Below are 18,109 nucleotides of genomic sequence, written 5' to 3'. Positions count from 1 at the left end.
CAACGTGACTGGACATCACACCTAGCGCCGCAGGCCGAACAGTCCGCCGGTGAGGGTGTTGAGGAGCGACGTCAGCACGCCCTGGAGGCCCGCGAGGGGCGCCGGGGCGGGGCTCGTCGGGGAGGTCTGAGCGGGCGTCGTGACCGTGCCGGGCACCGTCACGCCCGCACCGCCGACGCCCGGCGGCCGCTGGACGAGCAGCTCGACGTTGCGCGAGCCCACGTCGCCCCGCGCCGTCGCGAGATCGGACTGCGGGTCGTTGGCCGAGAGCTCGCGCGAGAGCGCCGCCAACGAGACCGGGTTGTCCAGGTCGCCGTCGAAGGACGCGGGTGCGGCGTGGTCGAGCAGCGTGGTGAAGATCGACCACGTGCCGTCACCGTTGTCGGCGATCTCGATGACCCGGGCCTGCTGCGGGAAGTCGATGTGCGCCGCGGTGTTGATCTCCCAGAAGCCGCCCGAGCCGTCGGCCCGCGGATGCTGGATGACGCGGTTCTTGTGGGTGTGGCCGTTGACCCAGGCGATGACCTGCGGCTTGCCGAGCAGGTAGCTCACGACCGCCGGACCCAGGACCCGCGTCCGGACGTCACCCCCGAGGCCCTGCAGCGGGTTGCCCATCGAGTCCGAGGTGTGGTGGCTGAACACCACGACGGCCTTGTCGGTCGTGGCGTCGACGACCTGCTTGAGCCAGGCGAACTGGGTGTCGTCGAGCGAACCGTCGGAGTACCCGTTGGGGTTGACCGTGTCGAGCACGACCATGCGCACGTTGCCGCGGTCGAAGGTGTAGTATGCCGTCCCGGCCGAGCGGTTCTGCGTCGTGAAGCCGTGACCCACCGGGCTGCCGCTCGTCGCGAAGTGCTCCTCGACGACCTGTTGGCGAGTCAGCAGACGGCGGTTCTGGTCGGCCGTCACGAGGCGGGCCCCCACCCCGAGGTTCAGGCCCTGCAGCAGGATGCCGAGGTCGAGCCGCGTGACGGCGTCGAGCAGGTTCGCCTGCGAGACCCCGAGCGGGGGCGAGACGACCTTGAGGTTGCCGGTCGAGATCAGCCCGAACGGCACGGCGCCGGCCGGGAAGAGTCCCTGCACGAGCCCGTCGTGGTTGCCGAACACCGAGTACCAGGGGACGTTCAGGCCCTCGGCGTCGAACGTGGCCCGAGCGGCGTCGAGCAGACCGGGCACGGTCGGGTAGCCGAAGTCGCCCCGGTAGTCGTCGTCGGCCCGTCCCGTCGGGGACCCGTCCGGATGCCAGTAGTGCGTGTCATACGTCAACGCGTCCTGGTCGGCCACGCCCTCGTACCGGCTCGGGTCGCCGCTGTCGGGGGTGATCGTGCCCCCGTCGAGGACGTCGATGTTCCACCGCACCTCGTTGAGCTGGCTGTTGTCGGAGTTGTCGCCGGTCTGGATCGCGAACTGCAACGGCGCGCCGAGCACCGGTCCCGCGCCGAGCGCGTTGATCGCTCGCACCATGGCCTCGGCCACCTGCGCCGACAGGATCTCCTGCGGGCGGTACGCCGAGCTGAACAGGCCGATCGTCGGGGCGCCCGACGTGCCCGGGTCGTCGAAACGGTCGAACCACTCCAGGCGCGCCGGCGACTGGTGGTCCACGACGTGCACGTCGCTCAGCTGCACGAACGTGGCCTGGTGCACCCGACTGGCGGCCCGCCCGGCTCCCGCCGCGATGCCGAGGTCGGTGCGCACCACGTGCGGGTCCGGAGCGGCGATCACGACGCTGCGGTAGCCCCGCGCGTTCGGGCCGCTCACGGCGAAGGTCGACTGCAGGGTGCTGCGGGCGAGCGTCCCGGACTGCCCCAGGGCCACCCGGGCGGGTGACACGGCCCGAGCGGCGAGCGGCCCGAGGACCTGGCTGCCCACCACGACGACGGCGCCGAGGGCGCCCCTCTGGATCACGGAACGACGGGAGATGTCCACGCCCCCTCAACGGCAGAACGTGACCCAGGTCACGGTCGGCGAGGCGAAATGTTGTCGGTCCGGCCGGTGTCGCCGCGGGCGCCGAGGCGGTCAGGCCCGTCCGCGCGCCGTACCATGAACGGGTCCCACTGCCCCACGAAGAGGTGCTCAGGTGCTGCTCGCCGATCGTCATCTGCCGCGTTCCACGCGCTGACGTCGTCGATCCACCCGCCTCTCGCAGGACGGGCTCCACGGTCAGCGCTCGACTGACCACCTGCGAGCCTCATGTCCTCGACCCACCCCGCCGTCATCCTCGACGGCCTCACCTTCTCCTGGCCTGACGGCACACCCGTGCTGGCCGATGTCTCTGGCACGTTCGGCCGCGGCCGGACGGGGCTCGTCGGCGTCAACGGCGTGGGCAAGTCCACGCTGCTGCGCCTCGTGCTCGGCACGCTCGTCCCCGACTCCGGATCGGTCACGGTCGACGGCACCGTGGCGCACCTCGACCAGTTCGTCCACCGGCTGGCCGGCGCGACCGTCGCCGACCTCCTCGGGGTCCGGGCGGTCGTCGCGGCGCTCGCGGCGATCGAGTCCGGGAGCACCGACCCGGCGCACTTCGACGCCGTCGGCGAGCACTGGGACGTGCACGAGCGCAGTACTGCCGACCTCGCCGGGATCGGCCTGCACCGCCTCGCGCTGGAGCGACCGCTCACGACCCTGAGCGGCGGGGAGATCGTCCTGACGGCCCTCACCGGGCTGCGACGGGCACCGGCCGACGTGACGGTGCTCGACGAACCGACCAACAACCTCGACCGCGAGACCCGGGCGCGCGTGCACGACCTCGTGGCAGCCTGGCCCGGCGCGCTGATCGTGGTGAGCCACGACGTCGCCCTGCTGGACCGGATGGACGCGACCGCCGAGCTCCGAGCGGGTGGCCTCACGACGTTCGGCGGGGGCTTCACCGCCTGGCGCGAGCACCTGGCGAGCGCGCAGGAGGCCGCCGCGCAGGCGTTGCGGACCGCCGAGCAGAAGCTGCGCGCCGAGAAGCGACAGCGCCAGGAGGTCGAGACGCGTCTGGCCCATCGCAGCAACGTGGGGGCCACGGCAGCGCGCGAGAAGCGCGTGCCGAAGATCCTGGCCAACACGCGCAAGTTCCAGTCCGAGAACTCGATGGCCAAGGTGCGCGGCACCCAGCAGGATCGGGTCGACCACGCCCGCGACGCCGTGGCGACGGCGGCCGGCGCGGTGCGCGAGGACCGGACGATCCGCGTCGACCTTCCCGACCCGCGGGTCTCACCGCGGCGCCGGCTCGTCGCACTGACGAGCGGCGACACCATGGTCGAGCTCCGGGGTACCGAGCGGATCGCCCTGCTCGGACGCAACGGCATCGGCAAGACCCGGCTCCTGCGCCAGCTGGTCGACGACGCGGCTCCCGACGGCGGCCCCCACGCGCTCGCCCTCACCGACCGGATCGGCCACCTGGACCAGCGGCTCGACGACTTCGACGACGCGCTCACCGTCCTCGACACCGTCCGCAAGGCCTGCCCCGAGGCCCCACCTGGTCGCGTCCGGGGACAGCTGGCGCGGTTCCTGCTGCGCGACGCCGAGGTGACGCGCCCCGTAGGAACCCTGTCCGGCGGCGAACGATTCCGCGTCGCCCTGGCACGGCTCCTGCTGGCCGATCCGGCCCACGAGCTGCTCGTGCTCGACGAGCCGACGAACAACCTCGACCTCGACTCGATCGAGGCCCTGGTGTCGGCACTCGCGTCGAGCCGCTCGGGACTGCTCGTCGTGAGCCACGACGACGCGTTCCTCGCCCGGCTCGGGATCGACCGCTGGGTCGAGCTCACCGAGGGTGGGCTCGTCGAGGTGTCGGAGCCAGGAGCGGCGGAATAGTCCCCCGCAGCCAGGAGGTTGAATGACCACGTGACCACGAGCCTGTTCTCCCCTGTGACCCTCGGAGCCCTCGCGCTCCCCAACCGGGTGCTGATGGCACCCCTGACCCGCATGCGGGCCACGCCGCCCGGCGACGTGCCCAACGACCTGATGCTCGACTACTACGTGCAGCGCGCGGGGGCGGGCCTGATCGTGTCGGAGGGCACCCAGGTCTCGACGTGGGGCAAGGGGTACATGGACACCCCGGGCATCTACTCCGCGGAGCAGGTCGCCGGGTGGCGTCGCATCACCGACGCCGTGCACGCGGCCGGTGGACGGATCGCCGCCCAGCTCTGGCACGTCGGGCGCGTCTCGCACGAGTCGTTCCACGGCGGCGAGCCGCCCGTGTCGGCCTCGGCCGAGCCGTACCGCAACCGCACCACGGTGCGCGGGGCGGACGGCCGGCCCGAGCGGGTCAGCTGCCCCACGCCGCAGGCCCTGACGGCCGACGGCATCGCGCGGACGATCGAGGAGTTCCGCCACGCCACGGTGTGCGCCCAGGAGGCGGGCTTCGACGCGGTGGAGATCCACGGGGCCCACGGGTACCTGCTGCACCAGTTCCTCAGCGAGGTCAGCAACCATCGCGACGACGCGTACGGCGGCTCGCTCGAGAACCGGGTGCGACTCGCGCTCGAGGTCGTCGACGCCGTCGTCGGCGCCTGGTCCGCCGACCGGGTCGGCATCCGGATCTCGCCGATCGGCTCGTTCAACGGCCTCGACGACCTCACCGGCGGGGAGACCGGGCTGCACCTCGCCCGCGAGCTGGCCACGCGCGATCTGGCCTATCTGCACCTCTCCGAGCCGGACTGGGCCGGCGGCCCGGCGCTCGACGACGAGTTCCGCACCTCGCTGCGCGAGGCGTTCCCCGGGCCGATCGTGGGCGCCGGTGCCTACACGACCGAGAAGGCCGACCGGCTCCTGAACGCCGGACTGATCGACGCCGTCGCGTTCGGCCGCTCCTACATCGCGAACCCGGACCTTGCCCAGCGCCTGCAGCAGGGCGCCGACCTCAACGAGCCGAACCCGTCGACCTTCTACGGCGGTGGCGCCGAGGGCTACACCGACTACCCCGCCCTCGCCTGACCCGCGCCCGACCACCCCTCGAACCACCAGATGTGGACACGTCCGCACCCGATCCGGGCCTGGAGCGGTGCCGACGTGTCCACATCCTGAGGTCCTGCCGGCGTCGGGCGTGCGCTGCCTCAGCCCGCGGGGCGCGGCAGCGCGGCGGCCTTGGCCTCCAGCACGGCTCGCTCGCGCTCGTTGCGGGCCAGGGAGGCGGCGGCGAGCAGCTCGGTCCGCGCCTCGGCGTGGCGCTCCATGCGGGCCAGCAGCTCACCGCGCACGCTCGGCAGCAGGTGCGAGCCCGGCAACGCACCGGCCGACACGAGCTCGTCGACGATCACCAGGGCCGTGGCCGCGTCGCGGGCCATCGAGACCGCCACGGCGCGGTTGAGGTCGACGACGGGGTTGGGCGCCACGCGGCCGAGGGCCTCGTACAGCACCACGATGCGCTCCCAGTCGGTCGCGTCGACCGAGGGCGCGGTCGCGTGGCACTCGGCGATCGCCGCCTGCAACGCGTAAGGACCTCGCCCGCGTCCCAGCGCATCGGCGCGGGCGAGCGCCGCCCGACCGCGGCCGATGGCGCTCAGGTCCCAGCGCCGGCGGTCCTGGTCGGCCAGCAGCACCGGGGCTCCCGCGGCTTCGATCCGCGCGGCGAAGCGGGAGGACTGGATCTCCATCAGGGCGAGCAGCCCCCACGGCTCCGGCTCCCCGGGTACCAGGGCCCCGACGAGCCGCCCGAGCCGCAGCGCCTCGTCGGCCAGCTCGCGGCGCACCCACCGCTCCCCCGAGGTCGCGGCGTAGCCCTCGGTGAAGATCAGGTACACGACGGTCAGCACCGCACCCAGGCGTGCCGACCACTCGGTGTGGTCGGGCACCTCGAACGGCACGCGCGCCTCGGTCAGGGTCCGCTTGGCCCGCACGATGCGCTGCTGCATCGTCGTGGTCGGCACGAGGAACAGCCGGGCGATCTCATCGCTCGCCAGCCCGCCGACGACCCGCAGCGTCAGCGCCACCTGAGCCTCCCGCGAGAGCACGGGATGGCAGGCTGTGAAGACGAGGCGGAGGACGTCGTCGGCGATCGGCTCCCACACCTGCTCCGCCGACTCCTCGAGATGGTGCGCCAGCGCTGCGTGACGGGCGTCGAGCCGCTCGCGTCGGCGGAAGGAATCGATCGCACGGCGCTTGGCCACCGCGGTCAGCCACGCCGCCGCATTCCGCGGGACCCCCGCCTCGGGCCACTGCTCCAGGGCCTCGGCGACGGCCTCCTGGGCCAGGTCCTCGGCCAGCGCGAGGTCCCCCGTCATGCGCGCGACCGTGGCGACGACCTTCGCCCCCTCGATCCGCCAGACGGCGTCGACGGTCCGGGCGAGGCTCCCCGGCGCGGGCGACGACCCCGAGGACCTCATGCGCTCAGTCGGTGCCGAGCTGCTCGCGCCACCCGGCCTCCTTCTGGATGAACTCGTTGTCGGCGAACTCCTCGAAGTCCGACTCGTCGGTGATCCGGCGGATCTCCAGCTTCGACCCCGGACCGAGGGGAGCCCGCTTGGCCCACTCGACCGCCTCCTCCTGGGAGGAGACCGACAGGATCCAGAAGCCGTTGAACAGCTCGTGCACCTCGCCGTACGGCCCGTCGGTGACGATGCGGTCCTCGGTCGAGAAGTCGACCACGACGCCCTCCGAGGGATCGGCGAGTCCGTCGCCGCCCGCCATGACGCCGGCGTTGATCATCGACTCGTTGTACGCGCCCATCGCGTTGATGATCTCCTCGAAGTCCATGTCCTTCGAGGCTTCGAGCGCCTCGGCCGTGCTCCGCATGATCAGCATGTACTTGCTCATGGTCTTCCCCTTTGCGATGTGGGGCGATCGGTTCGCCCTTCACCCTCACGTCGAACGGGACGGCGCCAGATCGACACGGTCACCGGAATTTTTTCACGGAAGGCCTCCCGCGCGACAGCCCCGCGACGTCGCCTATGGCTACTCCCGCGTATCCAGGCACTCTGGCAGGGTGTGACCCGGATCGCAGCAACGGAGCGCGATCCGCGTCCGCACCGAGGGGGATCTGCATGGAAGTCCTGCACACCGCGATCGCGATCGTGCTCGCGATCGGCCTGATCATCGTGGTGAAGGTCGACCCGGTGATCTCGCTGATCATCTCGTCCCTGTACCTGGGCCTGGCGGCCGGCGTCGGTTTCGCCGACACCGTCACGGCGATCACCTTCGGCTTCGGCGACATCATGGCGAAGGTCGGCCTCCTGATCGGCTTCGGTGTCGCGATCGGGGCACTCCTGCACTCGCTCGGGGCGTTCCGCATGCTCGTGCGCGCCCTCCTGCGCGTCGTCGGACCTCGACGACTCCCGTACGCCCTCACGGCCGCGCTGTCGACGATCTTTCCGTCGATCTACGTCGACGTGCAGGTCGTGCTCGCTGCCCCTCTGGCCCGCACCTCGGCGCCCCACGTCGGCCGCAACGGCCTGGCCCTGCTCTCCGGGGCCATCGGCGCCGGCATCTTCGCCGGCTACGTCTTCGTCGTCCCGGGCCTGGCCGCCGTCTCGATCGCGAGCCTGCTCGACGTCAAGCTCGGCGAGTACCTGGTCTACGGGATCTTCCTGGGGCCGATCACCGCGATCGCCACGACGTTGCTGTTCGCCGTCCTGCTGCGCACCCGCTACTGGAACCCCAGGACCGACGAGGAGCCCGAGGCGATCGAGGACGTCGACGCCGTCACCAACGACGATGCCGCGGTCCAGGCGGCCGACGACCTGGACTCCGGCCTGCCGCTGGGCGTGCTGCTCCTGCCGATCCTCGTGCCGCTCGTGCTCATCGCGTTCGGTGCCGTCGCCGACGTCCGCGGCTTCTCGACGCCCCTCATCGGATTCCTCGGCAACGCCACGGTGGCCCTCTTCATCGGACTGCTCGGGGCCTACACGCTCTCGCGCTGGAAGTCGGGCCGGGACCGCACCGACGAGGCGCTCTCCGGTGGCTTCAGGACGACCGGCGAGATCCTGCTGATCACCGGCATCGGCGGATCGCTCGGCGAGGTCATCTCGGCCACCGGCATGGACCAGACCCTCGCCGGCCTGTTCTCGGCGGACGCGGGCGCACCGGTCGTCGTGACGATCCTGCTGGCCTGGTTCATCGCCGCCGTGCTGCACCTGGCCATCGGCTCGGTCTCGGTCGCGGCCATCGCGGCGGCCGGCATCATCGCGCCCGTCGTGGGCTCCACCGGTGTCGCGCCGGTCGCGATCGGTCTGGCGATCGCGTCGGGCGCGATGTTCGCCCTGCAGGTCAACAGCAACTTCTTCTGGATGTTCAAGTCGTTGCTGAATCTGACGACGCAGGGCGCCCTCAAGACCATGACGATGGTCACGAGCATCGCCTCGCTCGTGTCCCTGCCGCCGGTCATCGTGCTCGCGCTGGTCCTGTAGCGCGCTGATGCGTTCCCCCCGCGTCCCGTCCCCCGGGCGAGCTCGCGTCGGGGTGTCATTGATGTTCTTCACCAACGGCGTCCTGTTCGCCGCCCTGCTCCCGCGGTACCCCGAGATCAAGGCCGCGTTCTCGTTGAGCAACAGCGAGTTCGGACTCGTCGTGGTGGCGTTTCCCATGGGGGCGCTGCTCGCCGCCGCGCTCGCCGGACGCGTCATCCGGCGCTTCGGGACCCTGCGCACCAACGCCTCCGGATCCGTGGCGCTCGCGGCGGGGATGGCCATGGCGGGCGTCAGTGCCGATGCGGGCCTGGGAGTCGCGGCGTACGTCGTCGCGATGCTCGTGGCGGGGGCCACCGATGCCGTCGTCGACGCCGCCCAGAACGTCCAAGGGGTACTGGTCGAGCAGTGGCGCGAGCGATCGGTCGTGAACTCGTTCCACGCCCTGTGGTCGATCGGGGCCGCGACCGGCGGCCTGATCGGGGCCGGCGCGGTCGCCGCGGACGTCTCGATCTCGACCCAGATGATCGCCAACAGCGCGATCTGGGCCGTCGTGGCCGTCGTCGCGTGCCGGCTCGCCGTGGTCCCGCCGGACGTGCGGGAGGACCTGCGCGCCGAGCAGGACCGCGCACGGGGTGGGTCCGACGCCTCTCCGCATCGTCCGTGGCGCCTGCTGCTGCCGCTGGTCGCGCTGGCCGTGGCCGGCACGACCGCGGAGGAGGTCGCCAACAGCTGGTCGGTGCTCTACCTGGCCCGCGACACCGCCGCACCGGCCGCCGTGGCGAGCCTCGGGCTGACCGTCGCGATCGGCGCGCAGTTCGTCGGACGACTCCTCGGCGACCCCATGACCGACCGCTGGGGCCGCTCCCCCGTCGCGCGCTCCGGCGGCCTGCTGATCGCCGCGGGCGGCGTCCTGGTCGTGGCGGCGCCCGGGTACCCGCTGGTGCTCGCCGGATTCGCCCTGGCCGGATTCGGCAGTGCGACGTTGGTGCCGGCGGCCTTCGCCGCGGCCGGACGCCTGCCGGGGCTCCCCGAGGGAACGGGCATCGCGATCCTCGGCTGGCTCATGCGGATCGGGTTCCTCGTCACCTCACCCGCGATCGGCGGCGTGTCCGACCTCGTCAGCCTGCAGGCCGCTCTCGGCGTCCTGGTGCTCGCCGGAGCCGTCACGACGCTCCTGGCCCGGCGCCTGCCCTCGACCTAGGCGCCGCCGTCAGGCGAGCAGGCCGACGACCACCGCGACCGTGCCCAGCAGCGGGAGGACGCCCTGGGTGAGCGCCGCACGGCGCTTGTCGGGCGACGAGATCAGCAGGACCGCTGCTGCGGCGGTCATCGAGCCAGCGCCAGCGAGCACCAGGGCCGCGCCGGCGGCCCGCTCATCGGCCGCGACGAGCGCGACGCCCACCACGGTCACGACCACGAGGAACAGGTTGTAGAAGCCCTGGTTGAAGGCCATCTCCTTCGTCGCCTCGGCCTGCGCGGCCGTCGTGCCGAAGACGCCACGGGCCGTGGTGGTCCACGCGACGGACTCGAGATAGAAGATGTAGACGTGGAGCAGCGCCGCGGCGCTGGCGAGGACGAGTCCGGCGATGATCATGGAGAGCTCCTGGGTCGGGACACGCTCCCCTGGAGGCGCGCAACGGGCACCTGGAGCATAGGAGAGTCGCTCAGCGCCAGCGGAACCGCTCGACGACGGCCGCGATCGGCGAGATCCGGACCAGTCCGCAGTACACGCCCAGACCGAGCACGGCGCCGACGACGTTGAAGATCAGGTCGTTCACGTCGGCGACGTGGCCACCGGCCAGGAAGCGTGCCGTCACGAGCTGTGTCCCCTCGATCAGGAGACTGAAGGCTGTCGCGATGCCGACGATCCCCCACCACGAGGCCCGGGGCAGCAGCAGCGTCACCAGCACCCCCACCGGCAGGAACACGACGACGTTCGTCACGGCGTCGCCGAGCCCGTAGTCCGCGAACGGCATGAGGTAGACCGCCCAGTGACCAGGTCCGCCGGGCTTGTCCAGGTAGACGGGGAACACGGTGTTCGCCACGACCCCGGCGACGTACACGCACAGCACCACGGCCACAGCGGCACGGGGGACCGTGAGCATGGCGCGTCGGCGCAGGTGCCACAGCATCGCCACCAGGGAGGCGACGGCGAGGGGAATCACGACCGGGAGAACCGGGACCTCACGAAACACTCGACCCGCTCCTTCAGCTCAGACTTCGCGGCCCATGAGAGGGCCTCAGCCGTGTGGAGCCCTCGATGACGAGCAGAACACAGGCGACTCCGTCGCCGAGGGCCCACGCGGCACAGCAAAACGTCGAGGGCCCCACATGAGTGGGGCCCTCGACGACGAGTGGAGCATAGGAGATTCGAACTCCTGACCTCTTCCATGCCATGGAAGCGCGCTACCAACTGCGCCAATGCCCCGTGATGGGTGACCCGAAGGCCGATCACCAACCTTAGTAGATGCCCCCCGCGAGCACCAAACCGGGTCAGTCGTCGTCGGTCATGACCGGCTCGGGCAACGTGCCCGCGTTCCACTCCGTGAGCCGCCAGTAGCGGTGCTGCGGGGGTCCGGACTCGGTGAGCACCGACCACGAGCAGTTGCTCAGGGCGCCGAACGTGCGCCACGTGGCCTGCGGGAACCCCAGGAAGGAGCACACCCCCGTGCGGATCACGGCACCGTGGGCCACCACGACGAGGGTCGCGTCGGCGGGGAGGCTCTCGAGCTCCTGGTGCAGGGCCGCAGCGAACCGCTCCCCCGCCTCGAGGTGCGTCTCGGTGTCGGGGATCTGGGTCTCGTCTCCGCCGATCCAGGCCCGCATCGCGTCCGGGAACTTCTCGAACGACTCCTGCCACGTGAGTCCCTCACGCGCGCCGAAGTTCATCTCCCGGAACCGCGCGTCGGGCTCGACCTCGACGCCGGCCACCCGACCCAGTGCCTCGGCCGTGTGGCGGGCCCGCTGCAGGTCGCTGCAGACGATGCGGTGCGGCTCCAGGGCCGCCAGGCGCAGCGCAGCCGCCTCGGCCTGCTGCACCCCGACCTCGTCCAGCGGGGTGTCGGTCTGTCCCTGGACCCGCCCGGCGACGTTCCACTCCGTGCGCCCGTGGCGCCAGACGATGACCTGCCGGCTCATCGGTCAGCGCCCGTCATGCGACCGAGAGCTCGGGGCAGTCGCGCCACAGTCGTTCGAGGGCGTAGAACTCCCGCTCCTCCACGTGCTGGACGTGCACGACGATGTCGGTGAAGTCGAGCAGGATCCAGCGCCCCTCACGGGCGCCCTCGCGGCGCACGGCCTTCGCGCCACGCTCGCGGAGCCGGTCCTCGACCTCGTCCTGCACCGCGCGCGCCTGCGTGGAGCTCGTGACCGAGCAGATCAGGAACACGTCGGTGATGAAGAGCTGGTCGGACACGTCGAACGCACGCAGGTTCGTGGCCGACTTCTCGGTCGCGGCGGCCGCGGCGATGCGGGTCAGGTCGAGGGCGAGCTCGGTGGCGGTCATGCGGTGGGAACTCCCTGGTCGGTGGAGGCGTAGAGCTCGTGCTTGGCGACGTACTGGACGACGCCGTCCGGCACGAGGTACCAGACGGGTTGGCCGCTGCGGACGCGGTCGCGGCAGTCGGTCGAGGAGATGGCCAGGGCCGGGATCTCGAGCACCGTGACCCGGTCCTGCGGCAGGTGGGCGAGCATCGACTCGTCCAGGTCGTGCCCCGGCCTGGTGCACGCCACGAACTGCGCCAGCTCGAAGATCTCGTCGTGATCGCGCCAGGTGAGGATCTGCGCCATGGCGTCGGCCCCCGTGATGAAGAACAGGTCGGCGTCCGGGCGCTGCCGAGCGATGTCGGTCAGGGTGTCGACCGTGTAGGTCGGGCCGCTGCGGTCGATGTCGACCCGGCTGACCTCGAAACGCGGGTTCGCCGCCGTCGCGATCACGGTCATCAGGTAGCGGTGCTCGGCCGGCGACACCTCACGGTCGACCTTCTGCCAGGGCTGGCCCGTGGGGACGAAGACGACCTCGTCCAGCCCGAACGTGGCCTGCACCTCGCTGGCGGCCACGAGGTGGCCGTGGTGGATGGGGTCGAACGTGCCACCCATGACACCGACCCTCCGCCGTGGGGCAGAAGGCCGGAGCGGGGCGTGGTTCGTGCTCAGGTGTGCTCGCGGCCCTTGCCGAAGGCCAGCAGGATGAACAGCAGCGAGAAGAGGATGCCGAGCGCCACCGCACCGATGATGTACGGGTTGACGGCGGCTTCCTCGGCGTGCTCGGAGTGCTCGGCAGCGGCGACCAAGATCGTGGAAAGCATGCGCACAATCTACCAGCGCCCTCGGGCCGCCACGCCGCGGTCAGCGCACGTGGCCGTCACCCTCCACGACGTAGGTCGTGGTGGTCATCTCCTGCAGACCCATCGGACCGCGTGCGTGCAGCTTCTGGGTCGAGATGCCGATCTCGGCCCCGAAGCCGAACTCACCGCCGTCGGTGAACCGCGTGGAGGCGTTGACCATGACCGCGGCCGAGTCGACGCCGAGCGTGAACTGGCGGGCCGTCGTCGCCGATCGCGTGACGATCGCCTCGGTGTGGCCGGAGGAGAACCGCCGCACGTGCGCGATCGCGTCGTCGACCGACTCGACCACGCGAGCGGAGATCTCCAGGTCCAGGTACTCCGTGGCGTAGTCGTCGTCGGTGGCCGGCACGACGGCCGGGTCGGTCGCCCGGAAGGCGTCGTCGCCGTGGATCAGGACACCGTGGTCGCGCAGGGCACGGACGACCTCGGGCAGGAACGCGTCGGCGACGTCACGGTGCACGAGCAGCGACTCCGCGGCGTTGCAGACGCTCGTGCGATGGGTCTTGGCGTTGACCACGATGTCGAGCGCCATGGCCAGGTCGGCCTCGGCGTCGACGTACACGTGGCAGTTGCCGGTGCCGGTCTCGATCACCGGCACGGTCGACTCCTCCACCACGGCGCGGATCAGGCCGGCACCGCCGCGCGGGATGACCAGGTCGACCAGGCCACGGGCGCGCATGAGCTCGGTCGCCGAGGCGCGGTCATCGCTCGCCAGGAGCGAGATCAGGTCGGCCGGCAGGCCCGTCCGCTCGATCGCGCCCCGCATGACATCGACGATGACGGCGTTGGAGCGCGCGGCGGACGCCGAGCCACGCAGCACGACCGCGCTGCCCGCCTTGAGGCAGATCGCGGCGGCGTCGGCCGTGACGTTCGGCCGGCCCTCGTAGATCATGCCGATCACGCCCATCGGCACCCGGACCTGCGTCAGTCGCAGGCCGTTGGGCAGCACCGATCCGCGCACCACCTCACCGATCGGGTCCGGCAGCGTCGCAATGTCGCGCACCCCCTGCGCGAACGCGGCGACCCGGGCCGGGTCGAGGCGCAACCGGTCGACGACGTTCTCCCCCGTGCCGGAGGCCCGCGCGGCCTCGACGTCGAGGTCGTTGGCCGAGACGATGCGGTCCGTGGCCTCGACCAAGGCGTCGGCCGCCGCGAGGAGCGCGGCGTCCTTGGTCGCGCGCGTGGCGGTCGCGAGCGTGGCAGAGGCCTCTCGGGCCCGCCGCGCCGTCGCGTGCACCGCGTCGCGGACCGTCGTGGGGGCGTCGTGGGACCGCAGGCTCATGCGCGGATTCTATGCCGCGGCCGTGCGGGCACCCTGCTAGCGGGCTCGGCGCCGCGTCGGCTCGTCCTGCTCCTCGCGGTCCAGGTCGCGGCGGTGCGCCCAGGCGTACGGGCGGTGCACGCCCCGCACGTAGGGCCGGCCCCCCGCGACGCCGGTGTACCGGTCGATCTCGGCCCACTGGGCACAGGCGGCACGCACGGGGCAGCCCTGGCAGATCTCGATCAGCGGGGCCGCCGCGGCCAGGGCCTCCTCGATGGACCGCGCCTCGGTCCAGACCTGCTCGCCCTCGGCCCACTCCAGCTCGCGCCCGACGCAGCTGGCCTGGCTCAGACGCGACGACGCCTCGGCCGCCTGCACATCCCGCAGCGAGGGGCGCAGGGTCGGCCCCTGCCGCTGCCCCGCGGCCGTCACCGCGCGCTCCCCGGTGTCGCCCCCGCCGCCCGGGCGTCGGTCATGGTCCTGCGCACCGTCACGTCGCCCCCCAAAGATCGGCGTAGTCAGGTCTCCCGGCCGGTTGACTCGCGGCGATCCTGCACCGCCCGTTCCGCCCACGACGACTGCGCGGAGCGGCGCTCCTCGACGTTGGACGAACATCCCAGAATCGATCGACGCCCGGCCCGCAGCGCGCTCTGATCCCATGACGCCAGCCGCGCATCGCCGCCGCGCCGTTCGGCGCGTGGCGGCCCCGGGAGGCTGGATCCGCAGGACTAGCGGGAGCGCCGCAGGATCATGAGGTCGTCGCGGTGCACGACCTCGCGGTCGTAGTCGGGCCCGTGATCGGCCACGAGATCGGCGGTCGACCGTCCGAGCAGGCCCGGCAGCTCGCTGCTGTCGAAGTTCACGAGCCCGCGGGCCACGACCGTCCCGGCAGCGTCGACCAGGTCGACCGGGTCGCCGGCGGCGAACTCCCCCGTGACCCCGGTGACCCCGGCGGCGAGCAGCGACGCGCCGCGCTCGGTCAGCGCCCGGACGGCGCCGTCGTCGAGCACGACCGACCCCTTGGTCTGACTCGCGTGCGCCAGCCAGAGCAGCCGCGACGACCGGCGCTTGCCCGTCGTCGCGAAACGCGTGCCCACGTCGCGGCCCTCGAGCGCCGCGGCAGCCCGGTCCGCGCGGGTCAGGACGACCGGGATGCCAGCGGCCGTGGCGATGCGGGCGGCCTCGACCTTGGTGACCATCCCCCCGGTGCCGACCGCCGAGCCCACCCGGGCGATGTCGACCCCGGCCAGGTCGGACTCGTCCGACACTGTCGAGATGGGACGCGAGCCCGGCTCGGCGGGGTGGGCGGTGTAGAGGCCGTCGACGTCCGAGAGCAGCACGAGCAGATCGGCGTGCACGAGGTGGGCCACGAGTGCCGCCAGCCGGTCGTTGTCGCCGAACCGGATCTCGCTCGTCGCGACGGTGTCGTTCTCGTTGACGACCGGCACGATGCCGAGCTCGAGCAGCTTGGCGAACGTCTGGTGCGCGTTGCGGTAGTGGCTGCGCCGGGTCACGTCGTCGACCGTCAGCAGCACCTGGCCGACCGTGAGTCCGCGGACCGCGAACCGGCTGGAGTACTCGGCCATCAGCGCACCCTGGCCCACACTGGCCGCCGCCTGCTGCGTGGCCAGGTCACGGGGTCGCTCCGGCAGGCCGAGCGGCCCGAGACCGGCCGCGATCGCTCCGGAGCTCACGAGCACGACGTCGTCGCCGCGATGGCGAGCCGCGGCGATCGCCTCGACCAGGAGCTCGAGCCGGTCAGGGTCGATGTGACCGTCCGGCGTCGTCAGGGACGACGACCCGATCTTGACGACCACGCGGCTCATCGCGCGTCGGTCTCCTCGTCAAGCTGCACGACCTCCACACCCTCGTCGCTGCCGGAGTCGTCACCGTCGTCGGGCTCGAAGTAGTCGTCGTCGTCCAACACGCTGCGGGCCTGCAACGCCTCGGCCTCGGCGGCTCGTCGGGCGGCCAGGTCGTCACGGCGCTGCCGGTTGGTGCGGCGGTCGTTCTCGTCGAAGCGGAGGTCGCCGCCACGCGGGCCGAGCACCTCGGCGCCGGCCGGGGTCTGGGGATCGAAGTCGAACACCACGGCGCCGTCGTCCTCGGGGCCCGTGCCGCCGATGATGACGTCGTCGCCTGCCTCGGCACCCAGCTGCAGCAGGCGGTCCTCGATGCCCAACCGGTTGAGACGGTCGGCCAGGAAGCCGACGGCCTCGTCGTTGGAGAAGTCGGTCTGACGCACCCACCGCTTGGGCTTCTCGCCCCGGACGACCCACTGGGGGGCGTCCTCGGGGCCCTTGCGCACGACCGTGAACTCGGCGTCGACACCGGCCTCGGCGCGGGGCCGCAGCACGATCCGCGTGGGGGGTGCGTCAGGCTCGGCGTCACGGCGCGACGTGACGATGTCGGCCATCGCGAAGCTCAGCTCCCGCAGACCCGCGTGGCTGGCCGCCGAGACGTCGAAGACCCGCAGGCCCCGGGCGACCAGGTCGGCGCGCACGAACTCGGCGATCTCGGCGGCGTCGGGGACGTCGGTCTTGTTCAGGGCCACGAGCCGGGGCCGGTCCAGGAGATCGGTCTCGGTGGCCTCGGCGTAACGCGCCAGCTCGTTCTCGATGACGTCGAGATCGGTCAGCGGGTCCCGGCCGGGCTCGACGGTCGCGCAGTCGATGACGTGCACCAGGGCCGCACAGCGCTCGATGTGCCGCAGGAAGTCGTGGCCGAGGCCCTTGCCCTCGCTGGCGCCCTCGATCAGGCCGGGCACGTCGGCGACCGTGAAGGTCGTCTGACCTGCCGTGACGACGCCGAGGTTCGGCACCAGCGTCGTGAAGGGGTAGTCGGCGATCTTGGGGCGCGCCCGCGACAGGGCCGCGATGAGACTGGACTTGCCGGCGCTCGGGAAGCCCACGAGGCCGATGTCGGCCACGACCTTGAGCTCGAGAGTCACGCTCAGCTCGTCGCCCGGCTCGCCCTTGAGCGCGAATCCGGGGGCCTTGCGCTTGGACGAGGCCAGCGCCGCGTTGCCGAGCCCGCCGCGACCACCCGCCGCGATGACGACCTCGGTGCCGACACCGATCAGGTCGGCCAGCTGCTCACCCGTCGCGGCGTCACGGACGACCGTGCCGTCCGGCACCGGCAACACCAGGTTCTCGCCGTTGGCACCGCTGCGGTTCGAGCCCGCACCGGGCATGCCCTTGCCGCCCGCGCGCCGGGGCTCGTGGTGGTAGTCGATCAGGGTGGTGACGTCGGCCGCGACCCGCAGGATCACGTCGCCACCGTGGCCGCCGTTGCCGCCGTCGGGCCCGCCGAGCGGCTTGAACTTCTCGCGATGGACCGAGGCGACGCCATGGCCGCCTGATCCGCCCGAGACCTGCAGCGTCACGCGGTCGATGAAGCTGGGGATCGCCATGTCACCTCCTCGGTGTCACACGTGGAAAGAAAGCAGCAGGAGGACGGCCCGCACCTGGCGGACCGCCCTCCTGCCGAAGAGCCTTGCGTCAGCGCCGGATCAGACCGACGACGGGACGATGTTGACGACCTTGCGGCCGCGCTTGGTGCCGAACTCCACGGCACCGGCCGAGAGCGCGAACAGGGTGTCGTCGCCACCGCGGCCGACGTTGGTGCCGGGGTGGAAGTGGGTGCCACGCTGGCGGACGATGATCTCGCCGGCGTTCACCTCCTGGCCACCGAAGCGCTTGACGCCGAGTCGCTGGGCATTGGAGTCGCGGCCGTTCTTGGTGGACGCCGCGCCCTTCTTGTGAGCCATGTGTCAGGTCCTCTACTTGATTCCGGTGATCTTGACCTGGGTGAACTTCTGACGGTGCCCCTGGCGCTTCTTGTACCCGGTCTTGTTCTTGTACTTCTGGATGATGATCTTCTTGCCCTTGGTGCCACCGAGCACCTCGGCCGTCACGCTGACCTTGGCCAGCTTGGCGGCATCGGTCGTGACGGCGTCGCCGTCGACCAGGAGCACGGCGGGAAGCGAGACGGACTCGCCGGCGGCCGAGGCCACCTGGTCGATCTCGATGACGTCGCCGACGGCCACCTTCTGCTGGCCGGCGCCACTGCGCACGATTGCGTACACCACGGGGAATTCCTTCGTCGAAAGCCTTGCGGGACTGATGCGCGCGGACGGCGCATCCGAATCAGAGGGGCGCGTCACGACGATC

At 71.7% G+C, this 18,109-nt stretch carries 19 protein-coding genes and 1 tRNA gene; 4 read left to right on the top strand and 16 right to left on the bottom strand.

All coding sequences use genetic code 11. From position 1 onward, the window contains the following. Positions 1 to 21: 21 nt before the first annotated feature. Complete coding sequence (locus KAG51_RS01010) at positions 22 to 1,905, bottom strand: TIGR03767 family metallophosphoesterase (RefSeq protein ID WP_290579693.1); 1,884 nt, start codon at positions 1,903 to 1,905, stop codon at positions 22 to 24. Positions 1,906 to 2,190: 285 nt separating this feature from the next. Between KAG51_RS01010 and KAG51_RS01005 the strand changes: the two genes are divergently transcribed. After that, complete coding sequence (locus tag KAG51_RS01005; RefSeq protein WP_290579691.1) at positions 2,191 to 3,801, top strand: ATP-binding cassette domain-containing protein; 1,611 nt, start codon at positions 2,191 to 2,193, stop codon at positions 3,799 to 3,801. A 30-nt stretch (positions 3,802 to 3,831) separates the two neighbouring features. After that, the gene (nemA, locus tag KAG51_RS01000) at positions 3,832 to 4,923 is read left to right on the top strand and encodes an N-ethylmaleimide reductase (protein ID WP_290579689.1); all 1,092 of its coding nucleotides are present in this window, start codon (positions 3,832 to 3,834) and stop codon (positions 4,921 to 4,923) included. Positions 4,924 to 5,042: 119 nt separating this feature from the next. On the opposite strand, the gene KAG51_RS00995 is transcribed toward nemA, so the two are convergent. Together KAG51_RS00995 and KAG51_RS00990 are read right to left on the bottom strand one after the other, a co-directional pair. Beyond that, entirely contained in the window at positions 5,043 to 6,311 is a 1,269-nt protein-coding gene (locus tag KAG51_RS00995; RefSeq protein WP_290579688.1) for a sigma-70 family RNA polymerase sigma factor, read from the bottom strand. A 4-nt stretch (positions 6,312 to 6,315) separates the two neighbouring features. Further along, positions 6,316 to 6,741: a YciI family protein gene (locus KAG51_RS00990; RefSeq protein WP_290579687.1), complete on the bottom strand. Its 426-nt coding sequence runs from the start codon at positions 6,739 to 6,741 to the stop codon at positions 6,316 to 6,318. A 227-nt stretch (positions 6,742 to 6,968) separates the two neighbouring features. On the opposite strand from KAG51_RS00990, the gene KAG51_RS00985 reads away from it, so the two are divergent. Next, positions 6,969 to 8,330, top strand: coding sequence for an SLC13 family permease (locus KAG51_RS00985; RefSeq protein WP_290579686.1), 1,362 nt, complete (start codon positions 6,969 to 6,971; stop codon positions 8,328 to 8,330). A 61-nt stretch (positions 8,331 to 8,391) separates the two neighbouring features. Continuing rightward, the gene (locus KAG51_RS00980; protein ID WP_290579684.1) at positions 8,392 to 9,531 is read left to right on the top strand and encodes an MFS transporter; all 1,140 of its coding nucleotides are present in this window, start codon (positions 8,392 to 8,394) and stop codon (positions 9,529 to 9,531) included. Positions 9,532 to 9,540: 9 nt separating this feature from the next. Here the strand turns inward: KAG51_RS00980 and KAG51_RS00975 are convergent, their stop codons facing one another. The 13 genes from KAG51_RS00975 to rplU all read right to left on the bottom strand — a co-directional run bounded on the left by KAG51_RS00975 (position 9,541) and on the right by rplU (position 18,024). Beyond that, complete coding sequence (locus KAG51_RS00975) at positions 9,541 to 9,924, bottom strand: DUF1304 domain-containing protein (protein ID WP_290579682.1); 384 nt, start codon at positions 9,922 to 9,924, stop codon at positions 9,541 to 9,543. A gap of 70 nt (positions 9,925 to 9,994) precedes the next feature. Then, on the bottom strand, positions 9,995 to 10,525 hold the full coding sequence (locus tag KAG51_RS00970) for a VanZ family protein (protein WP_290579680.1): 531 nt from the start codon (positions 10,523 to 10,525) through the stop codon (positions 9,995 to 9,997). A gap of 160 nt (positions 10,526 to 10,685) precedes the next feature. Next, positions 10,686 to 10,758, bottom strand: a tRNA-Ala gene (locus tag KAG51_RS00965). A 65-nt stretch (positions 10,759 to 10,823) separates the two neighbouring features. Then, a complete protein-coding gene (locus tag KAG51_RS00960) occupies positions 10,824 to 11,468 on the bottom strand; it encodes a histidine phosphatase family protein (RefSeq protein WP_290579678.1) in 645 nt (214 codons plus the stop codon). A gap of 13 nt (positions 11,469 to 11,481) precedes the next feature. Continuing rightward, a complete protein-coding gene (rsfS, locus tag KAG51_RS00955; protein ID WP_290579676.1) occupies positions 11,482 to 11,835 on the bottom strand; it encodes a ribosome silencing factor in 354 nt (117 codons plus the stop codon). Further along, positions 11,832 to 12,485, bottom strand: a complete 654-nt coding sequence (nadD, locus tag KAG51_RS00950) for a nicotinate-nucleotide adenylyltransferase (RefSeq protein ID WP_290579709.1) — start codon at positions 12,483 to 12,485, stop codon at positions 11,832 to 11,834. The genes rsfS and nadD overlap by 4 nt, the downstream gene beginning before the upstream one ends. Beyond that, entirely contained in the window at positions 12,482 to 12,637 is a 156-nt protein-coding gene (locus tag KAG51_RS00945) for a hypothetical protein (RefSeq protein ID WP_290579674.1), read from the bottom strand. Before KAG51_RS00945 ends, nadD begins: the two co-directional genes overlap by 4 nt. A gap of 40 nt (positions 12,638 to 12,677) precedes the next feature. After that, positions 12,678 to 13,958 carry a glutamate-5-semialdehyde dehydrogenase gene (locus KAG51_RS00940; RefSeq protein ID WP_290579672.1) on the bottom strand — a complete coding sequence of 427 codons (1,281 nt, stop codon included), beginning with the start codon at positions 13,956 to 13,958 and terminating at the stop codon, positions 12,678 to 12,680. A 36-nt stretch (positions 13,959 to 13,994) separates the two neighbouring features. Then, on the bottom strand, positions 13,995 to 14,369 hold the full coding sequence (locus KAG51_RS00935; protein WP_290579670.1) for a hypothetical protein: 375 nt from the start codon (positions 14,367 to 14,369) through the stop codon (positions 13,995 to 13,997). Between the two features lie 296 nt (positions 14,370 to 14,665). Further along, on the bottom strand, positions 14,666 to 15,763 hold the full coding sequence (proB, locus tag KAG51_RS00930; protein WP_290579668.1) for a glutamate 5-kinase: 1,098 nt from the start codon (positions 15,761 to 15,763) through the stop codon (positions 14,666 to 14,668). Further along, a complete protein-coding gene (obgE, locus tag KAG51_RS00925; RefSeq protein WP_290579666.1) occupies positions 15,760 to 17,349 on the bottom strand; it encodes a GTPase ObgE in 1,590 nt (529 codons plus the stop codon). The genes proB and obgE overlap by 4 nt, the downstream gene beginning before the upstream one ends. Before the next feature lie 99 nt (positions 17,350 to 17,448). Next, on the bottom strand, positions 17,449 to 17,706 hold the full coding sequence (rpmA, locus tag KAG51_RS00920; RefSeq protein WP_290579664.1) for a 50S ribosomal protein L27: 258 nt from the start codon (positions 17,704 to 17,706) through the stop codon (positions 17,449 to 17,451). Between the two features lie 12 nt (positions 17,707 to 17,718). Beyond that, entirely contained in the window at positions 17,719 to 18,024 is a 306-nt protein-coding gene (gene rplU, locus KAG51_RS00915) for a 50S ribosomal protein L21 (RefSeq protein WP_290579707.1), read from the bottom strand. Positions 18,025 to 18,109 lie beyond the last annotated feature (85 nt).

The sequence above is a fragment of the Aeromicrobium sp. genome, assembly GCF_023146395.1.
Lineage (GTDB): Bacteria > Actinomycetota > Actinomycetes > Propionibacteriales > Nocardioidaceae > Aeromicrobium.
Note: the sequence above shows the minus strand (reverse complement) of the source record. Positions and strands in the feature narration are given on the sequence as shown.